Consider the following 15,643-nt stretch of genomic DNA (forward strand, 5'->3'; position numbering starts at 1 on the left):
AAGCTTTCTCTACTCCTTTGTATACTCTACTCCGTCGCCATCCAGCCAGGCCGGAATCGTAGCCCTCTGCGTCACATGAATGGTCGGATCTTTTAAAAATAATTTCAGAATATAAACCTCTACATCATACTCCACTACCAGATCAATCAACCGCCGGCCGCTGTCCTGAAACATCTGGCTGCCTCCGTAATCCAAACCATCGATGCCATTTCGGACTCCGCACTTTCGCAGGAAAGTATCCGCGTCTCTGGCTCCGGAGGGAAGATAGCTTTCATCCAGATATTTTTCCATCATCCCGCTCCCCATCCAGCCTATCAGCGCCTGCTTCGCACTATTTTCAGCACCCTCGATTCCCAAATACACAATTCCGCTGAGCAGAGACTTTGGGTCCTGCGCAAATCCCGCCAAGCTTGAACCTGCCGCCTGAGCATTATCGATTGTAGCGGACGACAGAGAATTCAGGCTGTCCATAAAATCACTGATATTACCAATGGCTGCATCGATCGGCGCAGTCTGTGCGTCGATGTCGCCTCCCAGCTCTAGATCTGCGCTTCTTAATCCCAACGCTTCATAAAAATAGGTATACCCAGACAGCTCACTTCCCACCTGGTACATGGCATATTGTATTTTGTTATGAACTCTGTAGATATCAATAAAGGAAATGATACCCAGGATTACCATGATGAACGGAACCAGACTCAGCACTGCCTCTACCGTCATCATTCCGCCTTCTCTTTTTCTCTTCATTTAATATCCCCGTATAATCGAATAACCAAAATATTCATTCTCCAGTGCCTCGATTGTCGCTTCCCCAGAAGTGCCGGAAAGGTACATTTCTATAAAATTCTGCGGCGTCACCACAAAATCCATCTTCACCTTACAGGTACTTTTCACCGCCGTCACGGTCTCTGACATTTTAAAATCCAGACTCGTCAGGGTATCCCCCATATTCTGCGCCTGATTCATATTCAGGGTAATCAGATTCGAGGTGCGGCTCATAAGTGTATCACTGTCCAGCAGCAGACACAGGAGCACGTAAAGATAGTCTTCATAGCCAAGCTCAAAGCTCTTTTTGTTCTCCCCGGAATCATCGCTTACCTCCACTCCCAGAAGACTGACAATGGCGTCCAGCGACTTCATCTCATCCAGGTTTCCTTTCAGGAAAACCACTTTTTCTCTCGCCTTCAGCGCCTCCCAGTCCGCAGCCGTCTCCATCGCCGCTATAGCCGCCCGCAGAGCTCCGCTGACCGCCACGCGCACAAGAGGAGCCACCGCTGCCCCCACACCGCTCGCCGCAACTGCGCTGGCAGCCGCATTGGCCACATTGGAAATCGCTGTGTCGATCGGACCAATTCTGTAGGTAGATACAAAATTCATCGTAAGCCTGACCCCGCAGATAATATTCCTGCTCTCGTTCAGATTATCTTTTGAAGAATTATGGCCTCCCAACAGGTATTCCAGCTCCGCTCCGTACAGGTAATTGATATTTTCGGAAATCCGATATCCCGTCAGACTCTCGTCATAATAAGTGCCCTCCTGAGTTTCTCCCTCCTCATCTTTCGGCTGAATACCAGAAACACGGCTGGAAAACATACCAAAGTCATAGCTTGTCACCAGAAATTTATCAAGCAGCGCCGTTCCGGCTCCGCCTACCGCATCAAAGGAAAGGCCCCCGGAAAAATAGCTGGAAATATCAGAGACTGCTCCTCCCACCGCTCCAGAGGACTGAAGCTGTGACGCTAAAGCTGGAGAAATATCGCGTGCGTTTTCCGGCGTATCATCGCTGTTGATGGCCGCTTCCGCCTGAGCCTGGGCATCTTTGGCTTCATTCTTCTTCTTTTCTCCCGCATCTTTATCTCCGCCGGAGCCTCCGCTTCCGCATATCTTCTGAAGCTGGCTGTAAAAGCTCCCCTTATCCTTCTGGAAGTCATACCAGTTCAGAGATACCTCCGGGGTCCAGTAGGAGTCTCCCGGCTGGATATTGCCTGAGACCAGATTGTCAAAGACCTGATCCAGATCACTCAGCTCATCCTCTATCAGCTCTTTGTTATCCTTGGACTTCTGAGAATCCTGATTCACCGTCTCAATCAGGCGATAGGTTTCCTTAAAGTCTTTTTTGTGATCTATGACATTTTCCAGTTCCCGTATTTCTTCCTGCATCTTTTCCTGTATAGTTTGAGAGCAGGAGGACAGCGTCCCTCTTAACTGGTTCACCTTGTTGTACAGTTCTGTCAGCAGTTTATCTACCTTATCCGCACTCTTACCCAGATCGGAAATCTGATTGCGCACATCGTCATAGTTTGTTTTTTTTCCGGTATTCTTATAATCCCAGGCTTCCTCCTTCAGCGGTGACACTGCCTCTTTAATTACCTCATCGTAATTTCCTACACGCTCTGCCAAATCCGCCAGTCTCGCCTCTTCCGCCGACAGCTCCTCTGTACTGTTCTCAGAGCTTTCAATCCGTTTCTTTTTCTCCAGAGCAGCGTCGCATGCCTCCTTATTCTGCAGATATTCCACATAATCCGCATAATCAGAACCTGTGGAGATCTCCGTCAATTTGGCGCTGTAACTCCGATAGCGGCTCTCCATAATGTCTTTAAATCCCGGATAATCATTAATCTTTTCCAGAATCGCATAGTAATTACTGATCTCTTCAAGAGCATCCTGGCTGCTCTCAGTAAGCTCGTTACGCTGTTCCATGGCATCCATATCGTTGTCCATAGAGTCAAACGATGACAGGGTATCCAGGATACTGTCATCAGCAAGTACCTCTTCCGCGATACGGTATTTCATAAAATCACTAATCTGAGTCATAAGTACATTATTATTGGACAGGGAAGCTCCTTCCACCTTCTCATAGACCAGATCCACATCTGCGCTTTCATAAGGCATAAACCCGCTTAAGCCCCTGCCGTCCTGATTCGGACTGAAGGAGTTTTCTGCATAGGATTTCAGTTCTTCTATCGCGGCCAGCCCCTCTTCATTCTGTGTGACAGAAAAAAGTCCGTACAGCTCTTTCAGAAGGTTATCATATTCACTTAAGATTGCCTCTCCATAGGCATCTGCAGCCATGACAGCCTGAGAGCTATATAATTTTATTCGGGCAAAATCAGCCATACATCCTGTAATGACGACCACCGGAACCATCATCAGCGTTACGAATACTGTGATCATACCCTTCTGCCCAGCTCTCTGACCGGCTTTTCCTCTGGTTTTCCGTCTCATTTACACTCTGCTCCCATTTATACTTCAAGAACTTCCTTCAGCTTGCCGTATGCTTCCGATACCTTTCCGGCTATGCTTCTGGCATATTCTCCTATTTTCGTATCCTCCAGCAGATCAATCGCGTAATCTGCATTTCGTATCAAATCGTCATGATCCACGACAGCCACCCGTGCCGTGGCGGAAATCTCGTACTCTCTTCCGGCCCCGATCAGACTGAGGTCCATCGGAAAGGCAACCTGCTGAACAGCAGTCACCTCAAATTCATCAGAAATCAAACCATTGCTGTACGCGATCGTCAGCGACAGATCATCATTGAACAGCATGTTCCCGGTTACAGAATAAAAGTATTTTTCAAAGTCCGTCTGCGATCCCAGATTGCCAGAATCACCAAACATCCCTCTGTATGGATTTAGAGGTCCCGTGACCTCAAAAGAGTTTCCCACTCCTATCGCGTTTCCCTCCGCAACGCTGTAAACCACCTGGCTGTTTCTGGACACATAAGTATCTGTCACAGCGTTCTTATAGTAGACGACACTGGTTTCCAGTGCCGCCTGAAGATTCGCTCTCTGAAAGAGAAAAAGGGACAGATACAGTAAAAGCACAATACTGAGAACCGCCAGCGGCAGTATCACTACCGCTTCGACCTCTACCGAGCCCTGTTCTCTGTTTTTTGCTGAAAGCTTTCTCATGCATCTGTCCCTCCGTCAGTTTAAATTCCTGCTACCTATAATCCGCTATCATCAAAGCTGTTACCAAAAATCTGATCCATAATACCAGATACCCATTCTTTCAGCTGATTCCAAAATGCTGCGATCAAAAGCACCGTAATCAACAGTACAATGATAGTAGCTACCACATTAGATACTCCGTCCTGATTGGAAAAGAACTCTTTTACACTTTCTTTCGCCTTGTACAGCCTTACCTTTGCCCAGATACAGGCATCGTCTAACCTATTCATCATAATCTCACGTCTCCTTCTCTCTTTTTCCTTTCTATCATCAATCCGGTTCAGCTTACAGGTTAAAACCTGCCATCGCCGGAACAACGATCACGATCAGGATTCCGACAAACATCAGCATTGTCGGAACAAACAACTTGTTCTGTATATTCTCCGTCATACGTCTGGCACTGTGTTTTTTCTCCAGCCAGCAGTCCGTATTGATCTCCCTTAAATTCTCAGCAAGGTTAGCATTCCCTTCTTTATAGCTCTTGGCAGCCACGGAAACCAGGCGGTCAAGAAAGCGGTTCTCACACCTGCCCTGAATACGGGTAAATGCTCCCGTCATCGTTGCTCCCTGATTCATCTCCTTTACTACCAGCCTCAACTCCCGGTACATCAGGGAATCTCCGCTGTTCGCCGTCTCTTCCACCGCCCGTGTCAGATTCATACCTGCAGTGATCAACAGTGTGATTTTAGAAAGCACATTGGGGAAGTCCAGATCAATCGCCTCTTTTCGTGCATCCGCTTTCACTTTCAACTCATCATAAGGCAGATATCCCATCAAAGCCGGCCCTGCCAGAGCCACAGATCCAAAAATCATAATCTGGCCTATCTCAAACCCCAACGAGATACCAATGGATACCAGCACACAGGCCAGTATAAAACCTATCACCAGATAGGAAATCAGACCAGCCAGCAGATAGCGGGCGTAAATCTGAGCGTTTGCCTTCCCGTTCGTCTCCTGCTTCTTTTCCAGCTCTATGTATCCGGAACACTCACATTTTTTTGTCAATTTCCGCAGCATATCGTTGCTGGCATCCATCTTGAATTCATCCATGATCTGATAACCGAATACCGGAATCAGATCCAGAATGGACATCTTGCTGCCGGACAGATAATCTTCCTCCGCTTTTTTGTAGCTCTCAATCTGTTTGTTCCAGGCTGCCACCTTTTTCGCAGCCTTTTTTTCTTTTACATTGTGATACTTCTCATAAGCCAGAAGATAAGCCTCCTTCTCCTCTTCCAGCGTCTGCTTTTTAAAGCGGTTTGCCCAGCCCTTGCAGATCACGATCTCCACCACCATAATCTGATCCAGCCGTCCTGTCTGAATCATCAGAAATACGCCAAGAGCCGTCGCTATCACCATGAGAATCAATGGCAGCATCTTTTTCTCCCCCTTAAACTTCAATCTCTGTTGCCCGCACGGCAAGGATATAAGAAACAAATGTGCAGATGACTCCGACTGTGGCCGCCACCCTTCCTATAGCCGTAGTAAAGAGACCACCCAGGAAATCACTTCCCATAGAAGACATAACAACAATCAGAACCAGCGGCAGCACTAACATCATATAGGCCTCTGACTTCGCCGCTGTGATTCCCGTCTCGATCTCCATGGTGATTTCCACCTTGTCCTTAATCACATCATGCGTTTGGGAAATAATATATCCCAGATCGCTGGTCTTTCCTTCTATCGTAGCGTATATGGTTGCAAAACTTACGATATCGTCGATCTCACTTCTCTCTCCCAGCTCCTGAAACCCCCGGCTCATGGGAATACCCGCACTCTGATAATCACTGACAATCAGCCGAATCTCCCGCACAATATCCGCCTTGTCGTTGTACAGCATTTCCAAATCATGTACGGAATCAGCCACCGCGTTTTCTATGGAACGCCCGCTTCCTCCGCTGATGGAAATCGTTATAATTTCCAGGAACTCCTTAAACTGCAGGCGCAGCTGGTTTTTTCTCTTCTTCTGCACTGACTTTGCATAATTTTTCTCCTGGAACCAGGAAATCACCAGTCCGCCCAAAATCGAAAGCACGATCAGATGGTAATAAATATACAGGATCGCGCCAATAGCCACTGCGAACACAAGATATGCCGCAATATGCTGTGACGGGCTCATATTATCTTCATAATACCGTATTCTGACCTTTTCTCTTGCTTTAGCCTTATCCCTCTGCACCCTTTTCATCCTCCAGATAGTCGTAAATTCCTGACAGCTCAAACTTGCCCGTGTTGATAATCTTGTTTCCCGTGCGCACAAGCCGCCCTACCACCCGGGTTCTCGTGCTGTTTTTCTTATCTTCCTGAAACTTAAAAATCGGATTAAGAATGATTTTCTGGGAATCATTATCAAAGCGGACTACTTCCGTAATCTCCATACATTTTCTAGAAAAATCACGCAGTCTGGACAGATGCACAATGAAGTCTACTGCCGTTCCGATCTGCTGACGAATAGCCGTCAACGGCAAATCCGCTGAGCCCGTAAGGACCATGGTTTCCAGACGTGAAAGCATACCTTCCGGGGAATTGGCATGGCCTGTAGACAGACTTCCGTCATGGCCTGTATTCATAGCCTGCAGCATATCCAGCGCTTCTTCTCCACGCACCTCTCCTACAACAATCCTGTCCGGCCTCATTCTAAGAGAGGCCTTAATCAAATCACGAATAGTAATCTCATTGGCTTCTTTGGAGTTTGCCTTTTTCGTCTCCATCCGTACAATGTTGGGGACATTCTTGATCTGAAGCTCTGCCGAGTCCTCTATCGTGATCACGCGCTCCCAGGTCGGAATGAAATTTGAAAGTGCATTCAAAAACGTTGTCTTACCGCTTCCCGTTCCGCCCGAAACGAAAATATTATGTCTCGATACAACAGCCTTCTCCAGGAAGTCCGCCACCTCCGGTGTAATAGAACCATATTCCAGAAGCTTCTGAATGGTCATGGGCTGCTTAGGGAACCGCCGGATTGTAACTGTAGCTCCTTCCAGTGCCACTGGCGGAAACACCACATGCACACGGGAGCCGTCTTCCAGTCTGGCGTCCACAATCGGATTGCTGGAATCGATCGTACGGTCCATCTGGCTTACAAACTTCTGAACAATCCGGCGTAAATCCTCATCGCTCTCAAAATGTTCGTCCAGCCTTGAAAGCTTTCCTGCTTTCTCAACAAAGATCGTGTCATAGCCATTGACCATAATCTCCGTGATATCCGGATCCATGATAATCTTTCCCAGAATTCCCAAGCCTTCCACAGATTCGTTTATCGTATATTTCAGGGTGCTTTTATCCTTGAAGGACATCCGTTCGTAATATCGGTAAAGCGCCGCGTCATTCTCTCTGGCCCAGAGAATTCTCTCATTCAAAATCTCGTCGATAAGCTGCTTTAGCTCATCGGAAGAGTATTCCCGCAGACGGCTCTTTTCCTGAATGACCTCTTTCAGGACAGAAACCTCCTGCATAAAAAAATTTTCTCCCGTCATGTTCCTTCCCCTCAATTTCTGCGCCTGATTCAGCAGACGAGCATACGCATTTTCTCCAGACTTATGCCTGATTCAGCAAACGTTCGATCTCATACTCCCCGTTGGAATTGACAGCATGTATGATATTTTTAAAGTTCAGGTTTCCGTAATGATGTATCTCTCCGATAAGCGGAATATCGGTTTCCTTCCGGTAAGAAGAGCCATTTTCTGCAAAGTTATGAAGCCGCAGCATCTTATTTTTCCGTTCCTGCACGAACACCTGCTTCAAAAAGACATCCATCTTGTGGCCTGATATTTCGCCCGGCTTCTCTATCAGCAGAATCTGATCCACAGCATCGAATACCGCTTTGTTAATCGTGTCCAGATTGGATTCCATATCTATAACAACATACTGATAATCACTGTCAGCCTTTATGCTACGCAAAACCCCTGTTATCTCTTCTTCCGTAACAGCTTCATAATCCACCAGTTTTTCAAAGCCTTTCAGATAATCTATATCATCCAGGCCATGTCTGCTGACAGCCGTCAGCTTCACTTTAAAATTCACTTTGTCATTGCTGACCGCTTCAATCAGAGCTGTCACCCCATCTTCCTCCTGTCCGTTTACAGCAGAAGAGCTCTCAAACTGTTCCGTACTCAAAAAGAGAGCAGAATATCCCAGCAGCTTTAATTTGCAGGTCAAAGCCAGAGAAACCATTGTTTTTCCCGAACCTCCGGCTGGAGCATATACCCCGATAAGTTTCGTACTTGTATGACTGCCGGGTTCCAGAGACAAACCTGCTTTATCCGCATATTCGTTCAATATATATTTATATATATTGGACACTCTCTGATATTTTAGAATTTTCGGGCAGTCACCATACAGCTCCGTATTTTCACATTCTTCACTGTAGAGACAGAGCGCCAGCTTCACCCCAGACAGATTCATCCGCACAGGGCTGATATCCGGATCAAAAAGCAACACATCGAATCGGGTACGTTCTAAGGCTTCCTGAAGCTTTTCAAAGCTTGTAAAAGCTGAAATGCTCAGTTCACGATTCTGCTGCAGCACCTCTGTTAATCTGTATATGTAATCCTTGTTCAAATCTGCAATCGCTATGGAAATATTCATGACGGCATCCCCTTATATCTGATAAATTTCTACATTTTCCTGTTGCATATATCTTACCCCTCCCCCAACTAATGAACGTAGCCGGCTCAATGTAACCGGACTCATTTCAAGGAAAGAAGCAATATATCTGTGGGTAACTTTATCTATTAGCCCCGGATACGCTGTTAAAAACCACTGATAGCGCTCTTTAGCTGTCTGCTTATGCAGTATATTCTTGATCTCCCAATGCCGTTCCAAGGCATTCGCAAGAAACCTATTATAAATCTGCAATAAAAAAATATTTTCTTTTAGCAATTCACGAATACTTTCTATCGGGATGCAAAGAATCTCACTGTCTGTCAGTGCCTCAATGCTAAGCATAGCAGACGAGGCATTCAAATCAAACGCAGCCATCGCCGCCTCTCCATACCGAAAGGCAAAACAGTCTGTGATATCTCTGCCGTTCTCATCCAGAAAAAATCCCCGGAAAATGCCGGAGATGACAAAAGGTACATCTGTCAGAACCTGTCCTTCCTGTATCAGAATATCTCTTTTCTTCAGAGAACGCAGCTCTGTGACAAAAACAAGCTTTTCCACAAGTTCCATGTCTGCAATCCCAAAAACCTGCTGGTAAAAACTTTTCACATCAATTTTCATAGCAAACACTCTCCCTCAAGAGCATTCTTTTTTCCTATTATATCCCAATCATTTTTTACATGCATTATCATATGATAACAGAATTTAGAAACTTAAGTTATAATTTGAGATGTTCGCAGCGCAGATAAATGCTCTTTTATTTCTAATTTCTTTCTATTTTTTCTTATTTTATCATATAAAAAATACTCTAAAAGCTCAAAGCTCAAACACGCTTATAATCTTCCAGAGTATCCTACAAAAATTAATGATGTAAATATAAATTATCTATTCCGTTGTCTGTCTGCGCGCTTATCTTCCTGAACACAGCTTCGTCGCGTCCGCGCTGAGGATATGAGCCAGAAGCGCCTCGCAGCCCTCATTCACATCCTCATAGGTCACATCAAAATTCCCCGTATACCAGGGGTCTGCGATATCCCGGGGATGCTCCGTAAAATCCAGCAGCAGCGACACCTTCCCCTCCGGGTCCGAGCCCAGAATCCGCATCATATTCCTGCGGTTCCAGCCGTCCATGCCAATGATGTAGTCATATTTTTTATAATCCGCCTTTGTCATCTGCACGGCGCGGTGGTCGCCGCACCAGATTCCCATCTCCTTCAGTTTCCGCTGAGTTCCATGGTGCACTCCGTTTCCGATCTCCTCGCGGCTGGTAGCCGCGGAGTCGATGTAGAAGCTGGCGGAAAGGCCGCGCTTGTCGACCATATCCTGCATGACGTATTGGGCCATGGTGCTGCGGCAGATGTTGCCGTGGCAGACGAATAGTATTTTTATCATATCTCTTATATCCCTTCATAAGCCTTCAAACCTTGATATTACGGGTTTTCCGGCGCTTTTTTCGATTTTTGTGTTTTGCCCTAAACTCACACAATTCTTTGTAAATCTACGCAAATTCACGGGCAAATGGTGTAGTAAGTGGTGTAGTAACTTGGTGCATTTTCAACCTGATTTTCTCTGCTTTTCCGGCGTGACAGTTCCCTTGAAATCTATGATTTTCGCCATCTGCTCCGCTGCCCGGTCATAGCTGGCGTGAGTGTAGACATTCAGCGTCACTCCCACATCAGAGTGTCCCATCACATACTGCAAGGTCTTTATATCCATACCGGCGTTTGCCATATTGGTACAGAAAGTATGGCGGAACACATGGGGCGTGATATGCGGCAGCGGCTTGTCCGGGTACAGCTTTTTATACTTTTTCATCGCCCAGCGCATTTCATTTTCGATGTGCAACGCCACCTTGGGCTTGTCGTCCTTATCCAGCAGCAGAAAGCCGCTGTACCCGTCTACAATGATTTCCGTCTTTATCTTCCTGCGGCGTTTAAGGATATTGTTCAGACTTTGATAGACTTCCTCTGTCATGGGAATAAAGCGGCAGCCGCACTCCGTCTTGGTTTTCTCGACGTAATACTTTCCGCCCCGTTCCCGGACAAGCTGGTGGTCTACCCGGATTCGCCGGTTTTCAAAATCCAAATCACTTTTTGTAAGGCCGCAAAACTCACTGACACGCATACCCGTTCCCAGCAGCACGACAAATTCATCATAATACTTGGTGTAGGTTTTATCCTCCCGGATAAAGCCCATCCAAATCTCCTGCTGTTCCTCCGACATGGCAATCCGCTTCTGTGAGTCATTGGGAACCACGTCCACTAATTTGAAGTCAAAAGGATTGCGGCGGATAATATCCTCGTTATAAGCCATCTGAAAAGCGGGTTTCACAACGCCCCTGACGCTGGTAATAGTGCTGTACCCTTTCCCGTCGCTGTGGAGCTTCATAATCCACTGTTGCGCGTCTGATACCTTAATATCCCTTATCTGCCGGTAGCCAAAAGCTTCTTTTTTAATCAGGTTCAGAACAAAATTGTAACCGACTTTGGTATTGTAGCGCACACCCTGTTTCAAGGTGATATAGCGTTCCACAAGGGCAATCACGGTTGCCTTTCCAGCAGCATAGTCAATCCCTTCGTCAAGCTGCTTCTGGATTTCTTTTTCCTTTTCCCGCAATTCCTTCAAATCAGAGGAATAGATGGTCTGCCGTTTGCCTTGGATGTCTGTATAGCGGTACTGATAAATCAGGTCTTTTCTCTGGCTCTCTCCTGTCCGCAGGATTCTTCCTTTATGGTCTTTGCGTTTCTCGGACATTGTCAAACTCCTTTCCGTGATGGAAAGAGCCTTGATATGACACATTTATTGTATCATATCAAGGCCGCCTTTTACATCACAAATTTCAGATAGAATAAGCCTGTTCAATGTACTGGTCGAACAGGCGGCGTTTAATCAAGCGTTTATTTCCTACCCATAAGACAAACCGACAATTCTGGTCGTTTGTCAGGTCACGCAGTTTATTGATACCAATTCCAGAATAAGCCGCAGCTTCTTCCAGACTTAAATTACTCTTCTCCCAAATAGGGACTTCTTTCATAGGCATTTACCTCCATACATGAAATAAGCCAGACAGGAGGAGGTCGGCAACGAAGTCCGGCAACGGGCTTCAAAAAACCTCAAAAGCAATCTCTGTCTGGCGGTTTGGTTATTTATTACTTTTTCTTTTATTTTTCTGTTGCTTTGGTTGTCATAGGGGAGAAAAGCCCGCAGTTACGGGCTTTTTCCCGGCAACCGGCCCGGCAACGGGATAGCAACGGGGTCGGCAACCGGCTGTCATTTCCCCGGATTTTTCAGAAGGGAAGCTCCATCTGCTCTGTGACTTCCACAAATCCGTCCGGCGTTTTTTCACGCCCGTTGTCAGCGCCCGTTGCCGGGGTTTCCCGTTCCCACACCTTTTGCCTGCCGTATCCTTCAAATATCCGGGGATTGGAGAAATACTTCCATCCCGTGATACCGTGGTTCATAATGTCGTTGACTTCCCGGATTTCCCATTGTTTCGGCTCGTCAAAGGGGTGGTTCAGGGCTTCCTTGAAAAGCTGCTTGGAGCATATGGCGCTACCGGTGTAGCGGTCAAGGTACGCCTGTATCATCCCGGCCTTGGTGTCCTCCGGCATGAAATCCCGCTGGTGTTCTTTGAGGTACTGTATCATTTCGGGGGTAAAAGACAGCTTAAAATCGCCGCTTTTGTAGGTTGTCATGGCTTCCGCCCATACCTGTTCCAGATAGGCTCTGGAAGCGGCTTCATCGTCCAAAATGTGTACCTCGGCCCGTTCGGGGTAGACCATGACCGGCAGGAAGCGCCGGTTCCCGGAACGGTCAAGGGGCAGGAAGTCCAGGGCGTTGGAAGTCCCGCCGAACACGCATTGGCGCAGCCTGTCCTCCGGGTGGGTTTCGTAGGGGATTTTATAGACCTCCTTCTGGCGGCTTAAAAATGACTTGATTTCCTCTATGCTCTTGGCGTTGGCGGTGGCAATCATCTCCGACATTTCAATAATCCAGTGGCCTTGTAGCTTGCGGTACACGTTATCATCGTCCAGCTTCCGCAAATCATCGGAAAACCACTCGTCTTTTACCGCCAGCAGCCGGAAGAAGGTGGACTTCCCGGCTCCCTGACCGCCCACCAGACAAAGCATGACCTCAAATTTACAGCCGGGGCAGAACGCCCGGTGGATGGCTCCCAGCAGGAACAGCCGCAGCGATTGGAAGTTGTAATTGTCCGTGTCGGCTCCCAGAAAGTGCCGCAGGCAGCAGCGGATACGCTCTTTCCCGTCCCAGACAAGGCCGCTTAGGTAGTCCCGGATGGGGTGGTAGCTGTTGGCGTCTGCCGTAAGGTCGGCGGCGTCCGCTATCTTTTTTTCGCTTGTCAGGCCGTAGGTCTTTTCCAGATACAGCCGGATATATTTCATGTCCGTATCGGTCATGGCCTTGCTGCCGGTTCTACGTTTCCTGCCGATGGGCTTTAGAAGGTCAATGCGCTCGGTCAGGAGATTTTTCGCCACCGCCCCGGAAAGTTCGGGGTCGTGCTGGAACACGGTCAGGCAGTTGTGAATACTGTTGCGGACGCCGCCTTTCTCGGTGCTTTCCAGCATGGCCTTGACTTCCTCAACGCTCCGGGGTGGCGGGGCTTCTTGTATGGTCTGTTCTACGGCCTGCCGCAGTTCGGGCGGCAAAGTCTGCCATTCTCCGCTCAAGGTTCCTCACTTCCTTTCCGTAGCTGGCAATCAGGGCAGCCCGTTCCCCTATGTCGGAGAACAGCAGCACATCCAGCAGATATTCCACATGGGATTGTTTCTGCAAGGCTTCCACGAAAAGCGGGTGCCATTCCTCGTCCGGCGTCTTGGGGGCATAGTCCCGCTTCCAGCGGCGCAGCAGATTGTGATAGTCGGACAGTACCCGGAAACAATATCGCTCCATACGCTTGAATTGCTGTTCCGGGCTTTCCTGACGGGGTCTTGGCTTCGGGCGGCTCCTGCCGGATAGCTCCCTGTCCTCATAGGGGATGGAGAAATCCTGTGCCAGCATGAGGGCGGCTTCCCTGGGGCTGACGTTTTCCAGACGGGAAACAAAGTCAATCACATCCCCGTCTGCCTGACAGCCGAAACAGTGAAAACGCCGGTCAACCTTCATGCTGGGGTTTTTATCGTCATGGAAGGGGCAGACGCACATCCCGTTTCTCCCTACCCGGATACCGTAATGCTCGGCGGCCTGCCGGGTGGTAACAGACTGCTTCACGGCTTCAAATACGTTCAATAGGCAAATCCTCCTGAAAATAAGAAAAGCGCCTGTCATTCTCACGGGGAAAATGGCAAGCGCCTGATTGGTTAAAGTTCCATATCCTGTTTTTGCTGGCGGCGGGGCTGCGGCTGCTGGCGTTTCTCTGCCTGTTCCTCCCGGATACGCTGCTCCCGGCCTTTGACCGCCTGCTGGATGGACGGTTTCTTTCCCGGCTCTGCGGTCTGGCGGTACTGCTCGGATGGCAAAACCTGATTGAGCCAGTGGCGCACATCCCGCAAAATCTTTACATCCTCCTGTACGGCAGTCAGCGCTTCCGTCTTGGAAGCGATATTCTCTGAAAGCTGTGCCTGTTCCCCGGCCAGCTTCTTTGTGCTGTACTTCGCCCCATCAAGGTGAGCCTTGAAATACCGCAGGGCAGCGTTGTAGGCGTCCAGTTCCTCCTTATGGTCGGCGGCAAATTTCTCCTTGGGTTTCTTCCAGCGGATAGCGGCATATTTCGCATGAACCGGCTTGTTTGCTTCAAAGTTCCCGATATGGAAAAGCAGCCGGTCAATCTCTTTCACACGTTTCTCCATCGGCCTGATTTCCTCACGGATAGAAACGGCCTGTGCGCTGGCTTCATCCAGATAGGCGTCAAGGCTCTCCACGGTGGAAATCTCTTTCTGCCGCAGGAAGTCAAGGGCTTCCATGACCTTGTTGAAATCTCCAACAGTGCCTTTCAGCTTCCCCTTGGAAGTCCAGCCGGTACGTTCCTCGCTCCGTTTATCCAGATACCGGGAAAGCAGTTCGGGGATGGTCGGCTCCTTTGCCTGTTCCAGCGCTTCCAGCAGCGCCGCCTTTTTCTCTTTCAGGCCGGATAGCCAGCCCTTTAAGCTGCGTACCATCTGCCGGATAGACTGCATGAGGGAATTGGCAGCTTTGATGTCCCGGTTCAGGTTTCCGATGTTGGTCTGTATGCCTTTCTTCTCCAACTGGCTGACCGCTGGCCCCATGTGGACGGTGGGGATTTTATCAATCCCCTGTCGGGCATAGGAGCGAAGGTCAAGACGCTCCGGGCTGCCGATGGCTTCCAGATAGCGGTTCGCCGTGTCAGCCCAGCCCTGCCGCCATATCTCGGCGTACTTCTGGTCGTTCCAGTCCACGGTGTCCTCCTTGTGGCTTTTCCATCTGCCGGACGCAAGCCGGATACGCTCGCCGTTCTCGTCAAGGTCGTAAACCTTCCGGCTCTTTGGGAGCCACTTGCCCTGTTCATCCATCGCCCGCATGGTAAGCAGGATGTGGGCGTGGGGATTTCCGTCCCCCTTGTCATGGATGGCAAAGTCGGCAATCATGCCCTTGGAAACAAAAAACTCCCGGCAGTAGTCCCGGATAAGGTCGGCGTACTGTGACCGGGGAAGTTCCCTCGGTATGGCAAGCACGAACCTCCGGGCAAGCTGGGAGTTCCATTGTTTTTCGATGGCTTCGGCGGCGTTCCACAAGGTATTCCGGTCTGCGTACTCCGGCGGGGCATGGGGCGGCAGCATGATTTCGGTGTGGACGATTTCGCTTTTATGGGAATAGTATTTCTGTTTCTGGTCGTATTCGGAAAACAGCCGTTCCCCACTCTGGTAGGCGGCAGACGCAACGGCTGACTGGCGCTTGCTGCGCTGGATAACTTTTACATCAAAGTGCGGGCATGGCAAGCAGTGTCCTCCTTTCTCCCGGCGTCCGGGCAAAAAAAAGAGCAGGGAACCTGTTTTGAACTGCTCCCCGTCAAGAGGACAGAGAAAAAATATAAAATTTTTCCGGCCAGCAGCTAAGCGTTGCTGGCCATATTTCATGCAGCACAGTACAACTCATATTTCTCCATCGGCGTT

General features: G+C 48.7%; 15 protein-coding genes. All 15 read right to left on the reverse strand.

Annotation, left to right across the window (positions count from 1 at the left end; all coding sequences use genetic code 11):
* Nucleotides 1–9 precede the first annotated feature (9 nt).
* On the reverse strand, nt 10–747 hold the full coding sequence (locus B5E82_RS16680) for a TadE/TadG family type IV pilus assembly protein (protein WP_087308661.1): 738 nt from the start codon (nt 745–747) through the stop codon (nt 10–12).
* The gene (locus B5E82_RS16685) at nt 748–3,225 is read right to left on the reverse strand and encodes a DUF5702 domain-containing protein (RefSeq protein WP_087308662.1); all 2,478 of its coding nucleotides are present in this window, start codon (nt 3,223–3,225) and stop codon (nt 748–750) included.
* A 17-nt stretch (nt 3,226–3,242) separates the two neighbouring features.
* The gene (locus tag B5E82_RS16690; protein WP_087308663.1) at nt 3,243–3,914 is read right to left on the reverse strand and encodes a hypothetical protein; all 672 of its coding nucleotides are present in this window, start codon (nt 3,912–3,914) and stop codon (nt 3,243–3,245) included.
* 35 nt (nt 3,915–3,949) lie between these two features.
* Nucleotides 3,950–4,186, reverse strand: coding sequence for an archaellin/type IV pilin N-terminal domain-containing protein (locus B5E82_RS16695; protein ID WP_087308664.1), 237 nt, complete (start codon nt 4,184–4,186; stop codon nt 3,950–3,952).
* 52 nt (nt 4,187–4,238) lie between these two features.
* Nucleotides 4,239–5,330, reverse strand: coding sequence for a type II secretion system F family protein (locus tag B5E82_RS16700; RefSeq protein ID WP_087308665.1), 1,092 nt, complete (start codon nt 5,328–5,330; stop codon nt 4,239–4,241).
* 13 nt (nt 5,331–5,343) lie between these two features.
* The gene (locus B5E82_RS16705) at nt 5,344–6,132 is read right to left on the reverse strand and encodes a type II secretion system F family protein (RefSeq protein WP_087308666.1); all 789 of its coding nucleotides are present in this window, start codon (nt 6,130–6,132) and stop codon (nt 5,344–5,346) included.
* Nucleotides 6,119–7,408: a CpaF family protein gene (locus B5E82_RS16710; protein ID WP_242966360.1), complete on the reverse strand. Its 1,290-nt coding sequence runs from the start codon at nt 7,406–7,408 to the stop codon at nt 6,119–6,121. The genes B5E82_RS16705 and B5E82_RS16710 overlap by 14 nt, the downstream gene beginning before the upstream one ends.
* An 82-nt stretch (nt 7,409–7,490) precedes the next feature.
* A complete protein-coding gene (locus B5E82_RS16715) occupies nt 7,491–8,540 on the reverse strand; it encodes an AAA family ATPase (protein WP_087308668.1) in 1,050 nt (349 codons plus the stop codon).
* 12 nt (nt 8,541–8,552) lie between these two features.
* Nucleotides 8,553–9,176 carry a Crp/Fnr family transcriptional regulator gene (locus B5E82_RS16720; RefSeq protein ID WP_087308669.1) on the reverse strand — a complete coding sequence of 208 codons (624 nt, stop codon included), beginning with the start codon at nt 9,174–9,176 and terminating at the stop codon, nt 8,553–8,555.
* A gap of 288 nt (nt 9,177–9,464) precedes the next feature.
* Nucleotides 9,465–9,947, reverse strand: coding sequence for a low molecular weight protein-tyrosine-phosphatase (locus tag B5E82_RS16725; protein ID WP_087308670.1), 483 nt, complete (start codon nt 9,945–9,947; stop codon nt 9,465–9,467).
* Between the two features lie 162 nt (nt 9,948–10,109).
* A complete protein-coding gene (locus B5E82_RS16730) occupies nt 10,110–11,309 on the reverse strand; it encodes a site-specific integrase (protein ID WP_087308671.1) in 1,200 nt (399 codons plus the stop codon).
* Between the two features lie 85 nt (nt 11,310–11,394).
* Nucleotides 11,395–11,589 carry an excisionase gene (locus tag B5E82_RS16735; RefSeq protein ID WP_087175101.1) on the reverse strand — a complete coding sequence of 65 codons (195 nt, stop codon included), beginning with the start codon at nt 11,587–11,589 and terminating at the stop codon, nt 11,395–11,397.
* A gap of 253 nt (nt 11,590–11,842) precedes the next feature.
* Nucleotides 11,843–13,141 carry a virulence-associated E family protein gene (locus tag B5E82_RS16740; RefSeq protein WP_087308672.1) on the reverse strand — a complete coding sequence of 433 codons (1,299 nt, stop codon included), beginning with the start codon at nt 13,139–13,141 and terminating at the stop codon, nt 11,843–11,845.
* Nucleotides 13,142–13,154: 13 nt separating this feature from the next.
* Entirely contained in the window at nt 13,155–13,802 is a 648-nt protein-coding gene (locus tag B5E82_RS16745) for a CHC2 zinc finger domain-containing protein (RefSeq protein ID WP_206415734.1), read from the reverse strand.
* Between the two features lie 71 nt (nt 13,803–13,873).
* Nucleotides 13,874–15,469: a MobQ family relaxase gene (mobQ, locus tag B5E82_RS16750; RefSeq protein WP_087308674.1), complete on the reverse strand. Its 1,596-nt coding sequence runs from the start codon at nt 15,467–15,469 to the stop codon at nt 13,874–13,876.
* Between the last annotated feature and the right edge of the window lie 174 nt (nt 15,470–15,643).

Source organism: Lachnoclostridium sp. An138 (assembly GCF_002160765.1).
Classification (GTDB): Bacteria; Bacillota; Clostridia; order Lachnospirales; family Lachnospiraceae; genus Laedolimicola; species Laedolimicola faecalis.

Bases quoted from the DNA above. Each gene is read 5' to 3' on its own strand.
- B5E82_RS16680 (WP_087308661.1), bottom strand. From the start codon at position 747: ATGAAGAGAAAAAGAGAAGGCGGAATGATGACGGTAGAGGCAGTGCTG.
- B5E82_RS16685 (WP_087308662.1), bottom strand. From the start codon at position 3,225: ATGAGACGGAAAACCAGAGGAAAAGCCGGTCAGAGAGCTGGGCAGAAG.
- B5E82_RS16690 (WP_087308663.1), bottom strand. From the start codon at position 3,914: ATGAGAAAGCTTTCAGCAAAAAACAGAGAACAGGGCTCGGTAGAGGTC.
- B5E82_RS16695 (WP_087308664.1), bottom strand. From the start codon at position 4,186: ATGATGAATAGGTTAGACGATGCCTGTATCTGGGCAAAGGTAAGGCTG.
- B5E82_RS16700 (WP_087308665.1), bottom strand. From the start codon at position 5,330: ATGCTGCCATTGATTCTCATGGTGATAGCGACGGCTCTTGGCGTATTT.
- B5E82_RS16710 (WP_242966360.1), bottom strand. From the start codon at position 7,408: ATGCAGGAGGTTTCTGTCCTGAAAGAGGTCATTCAGGAAAAGAGCCGT.
- B5E82_RS16715 (WP_087308668.1), bottom strand. From the start codon at position 8,540: ATGAATATTTCCATAGCGATTGCAGATTTGAACAAGGATTACATATAC.
- B5E82_RS16720 (WP_087308669.1), bottom strand. From the start codon at position 9,176: ATGAAAATTGATGTGAAAAGTTTTTACCAGCAGGTTTTTGGGATTGCA.
- B5E82_RS16725 (WP_087308670.1), bottom strand. From the start codon at position 9,947: ATGATAAAAATACTATTCGTCTGCCACGGCAACATCTGCCGCAGCACC.
- B5E82_RS16730 (WP_087308671.1), bottom strand. From the start codon at position 11,309: ATGTCCGAGAAACGCAAAGACCATAAAGGAAGAATCCTGCGGACAGGA.
- B5E82_RS16735 (WP_087175101.1), bottom strand. From the start codon at position 11,589: ATGAAAGAAGTCCCTATTTGGGAGAAGAGTAATTTAAGTCTGGAAGAA.
- B5E82_RS16740 (WP_087308672.1), bottom strand. From the start codon at position 13,141: ATGCTGGAAAGCACCGAGAAAGGCGGCGTCCGCAACAGTATTCACAAC.